Annotated in this window: 4 protein-coding genes; all 4 read left to right on the forward strand. The window is 53.1% G+C overall.

The genetic code is table 11. The annotated features are described in order from the left end of the window. Nucleotides 1-262: 262 nt before the first annotated feature. Genes JMF85_RS27700 through JMF85_RS27715 form a run of 4 tightly spaced genes read left to right on the forward strand, consistent with a single transcriptional unit; the run spans nucleotide 263 to nucleotide 3,126 of the window. Complete coding sequence (locus JMF85_RS27700; RefSeq protein ID WP_201319387.1) at nucleotides 263-724, forward strand: DUF6431 domain-containing protein; 462 nt, start codon at nucleotides 263-265, stop codon at nucleotides 722-724. Nucleotides 725-759: 35 nt separating this feature from the next. Next, the gene (locus JMF85_RS27705) at nucleotides 760-2,112 is read left to right on the forward strand and encodes a DDE-type integrase/transposase/recombinase (RefSeq protein ID WP_201319388.1); all 1,353 of its coding nucleotides are present in this window, start codon (nucleotides 760-762) and stop codon (nucleotides 2,110-2,112) included. Next, nucleotides 2,105-2,905 carry an ExeA family protein gene (locus tag JMF85_RS27710; RefSeq protein ID WP_201319389.1) on the forward strand — a complete coding sequence of 267 codons (801 nt, stop codon included), beginning with the start codon at nucleotides 2,105-2,107 and terminating at the stop codon, nucleotides 2,903-2,905. The genes JMF85_RS27705 and JMF85_RS27710 overlap by 8 nt, the downstream gene beginning before the upstream one ends. Before the next feature lie 17 nt (nucleotides 2,906-2,922). Beyond that, nucleotides 2,923-3,126, forward strand: a complete 204-nt coding sequence (locus JMF85_RS27715) for a DUF5348 domain-containing protein (RefSeq protein WP_236596029.1) — start codon at nucleotides 2,923-2,925, stop codon at nucleotides 3,124-3,126. Nucleotides 3,127-3,239 lie beyond the last annotated feature (113 nt).

Here is a 3,239-nt window from a genome sequence, read left to right on the forward strand (position 1 = left end):
GTTTCCGCTAACTCATAATGCCCGAAAGCTGACGGTAATGCCTGTCCGAATTCTGACCGATATAATGACCAAGCTGTTATTTCGAGAAAGGAAAAAGACGCCTCCTTTTAGATGTGTTACTGGTGGCACAGTAACACAGGAGACGTCTTCCACCTACACATGGTCATTGTATCAAAGTTTACACTGGTTGAGAAGGAGAACGAAGCCGGCGTTTTTGGTTAGGAGTGTGGAAATCGTACCATGTCCGTGTTGTGGCGGTGTCTTGGATGTAGTCGGCAGCAGACGGCGGGTGTGGTACAAGAGCTGTGGAGATCGGGCGAAGCTCGTCATTCGCCGTCTACGTTGTAAACCTTGTGGGAAAATTCATCATGAATTGCCAGATTTGCTCGTGCCGTACCGACGCTACGATGCGGAAAGCATCGAAGGGGTGTTATCGGAGCCGGCTCACACGAACGTGGCGGCGGATGAATCGACCATCCGACGGTGGAAAAGCTGGTTCCTCGCTTGGGTGGTGTATGCTCAAGGCTGTTTGCAATCGATTGCCATTCGGTTCAACTTACCTGTGGAGAACTCGTCCGGCTCTCCACAGTCCGCACTCCAACGTCTAGGACGGTTCGTCGGCAACGCCATCGGCTGGCTGGGCAGAGCTGTCCGCCCTATCGCCAATTCCAATGCTTGGGTCACAGACCCGTTCTGCATTCCTGTCCGCGCCCCTCTGGGCTAGACTCATGTTAATCCTACCGAATGGAGGCATGAGTATTGAAAGATCAGAGAAAAGCGGAAGAGATTGCAGCAAACCGGGTGCAGTTGTTGTCGCCGCTCTTGGCAGCTGGATTGGACCCGGCAAAGGCCAGCCAAATCAAAGCGGCAATCTGTGAGCAGACCGGACTATCCGAGCGCACCTTGCGCCGTTATTTGGCGCAGTACCGGGCAGAAGGATTCAATGGACTGAGGCCGAAGGAAAAGGGCAGAAAGCCGGGAGTGGATGCCATCCCGGCAGAACTGTTGGAACAAGCCATTCTCCTGCGGCGTGAAGTACCAGGGCGCAGTGTGAGCCAGATTATTCAGATCCTGGAGTGGGAAGACAAAGTCAAGCCGGGGGTACTGAAACGAAGCACGTTGCAGGAAAAACTCGCAGCACGCGGCTACAGTTCCCGGCAGATGCGGATGTACGCGAGCAGCGGTATCGCTGCCCGGCGGTTTCAGAAGCGGCACCGCAACGCTTTGTGGCAGAGCGACATCAAGTATGGTCCCTTTTTGCCCATTGGGCAGGAAGGCACAAACAAACAGGTGTATCTGGTTCTGTTCGTGGATGACGCTACGCGGTTCGTGCTTCATGGTGCGTTCTACGAGTCGCTCGAGAAGGCGATCGTCGAAGATTGCTTCCGGAAAGCGATCGAAAAATACGGCGTGCCTGAAGCCGTCTACTTCGACAATGGGAAGCAGTATCGAACCAAATGGATGAATCGAACCTGCTCCAAGTTGGGTGTCCGTCTATTATTTGCAAAGCCCTTTTCTCCAGAATCGAAAGGTAAAGTAGAACGGCTAAACGGCGTGGTGCAAGGATTTCTGAGCGAGGTACAGCTCGAGAAGCCGCAAACGCTGGATCACCTGAACACATGGTTTCAGGTATGGCTTTCGGAATGTCATCAGAACAAACCGCACTCTGCATTGGATGGGAAAAACCCGGAGACGGCATTTCGAAGCGACACAAAAGCTCTGCGTTTCGTGGAACCGGAATTGCTGGCAAACGCATTCCTCCACTGTGAGGACCGGAAGGTCGACAAGGCCGGATGCATCAGCTTTATGGGCAAGAAATACGAGGTCGGCATCCTGTTCATCGGGCAGACAGTTCAGGTCGTCTACGATCCTGCCGACATCACGGAAGTGACGATCGAGTACGAGGGGCATACACCTTGGAAGGCACGTGAGCTGGTCATTGGAGAACGGTCCGGAAAGCGGCCGCCGCTGCCGGATCATATGCAAAAAGAGCCTGCGGACACCTCCCGTCTCCTGCGCGGAGCTGAGCAGAACCATCAAAAGCGCCATGAACAGCAAGCGCCTGCCGTCTCCTACCGAACGGTTCGGAAAGAGGTGAACGGGGATGTTTGAAACGTTCTACGCGCTTAGCCGCACGCCGTTTTCGCGGGATATGCCTACCGAGGAGCTCTACCAGTCGGTCATGCTGGAGGAAATGCTAGGCAGGCTGGAATACGCCGCCGAGCGCCAGCTTTTTGCAGTCATTACCGGTGATTGCGGCACAGGTAAAACGACAACCATTCGCCGGTTTACGGCGGCACTCGATGCGGCGAAGTACAAAATCCTGTATCTGTCAGATTCGAAGCTGACCCCCCGCCACTTCTACAAGGGGATGCTCGAGCAGCTTGGATGCGAGTCGAAATTCTACCGCGGTGATGCCAAACGGCAGTTGCACCGAGAGATTGAACTCATGCGAGGGATTCACCGGCTTCAGCCCGTCGTCGTCGTCGACGAAGCTCACCTGCTAGATCGGGAAATGCTCGAGGAAGTACGGTTCCTGCTGAACTTCAAGATGGACGCACAGAGTCCCATGGCGCTTATCTTGGTTGGACAAAGTGAACTCTGGGATCGGCTTCGTCTCCAAGCTTACGCCGCCATCCGGCAGCGAATCGATCTCCAGTGCAAGTTACCTCATTTTGATCGGGCACAGGCTGGGGAATACATCAAACGCCACCTTACTTATGCAGGCAGTGATCATGACATTTTCTCTGATGGGGCTGTCGATGAGATTTACCGATTCTCTAGCGGTTCCGCCCGGCTCATCAATAAAGTTTGTACCCATTGCCTGATCTATGGAGCGCAGAACAAACGCCGCATTATTGACGATCATATGGTCAAGCATGTGATCCAGGGTGAACTGTCATGACCAGACAGTGGACCAAAATGACGTTCGACCGGGATGCGGCCTGCTGGGTGGTCAACATTGATGACAAAACGTATCCCCTTCACTGTGGAGAATGCCTGGAGATCCGAATTGGTGATCGAGGAGTTCCATGCAGGATCGAGCTAGATCATGACTGGTATGTAATCATGAGAGAAGCTCGGTTTTATCTGAGAAAGAAAGATACCTATCAGGTCGAAATCTAATGAATAACGGGAAAAGCCTCTATTCTAGGCTTTTCCCGTTATTGGTCAGTTTAGCGTCAATCACCGGACAATTAACGTCGTCGATTTCTGGTTATGATACGGTATCAGTAACA

Origin of the sequence: Paenibacillus sp. EPM92 (assembly GCF_016586185.1) — a bacterium.
Taxonomy (GTDB): domain Bacteria; phylum Bacillota; class Bacilli; order Paenibacillales; family NBRC-103111; genus Paenibacillus_G; species Paenibacillus_G validus.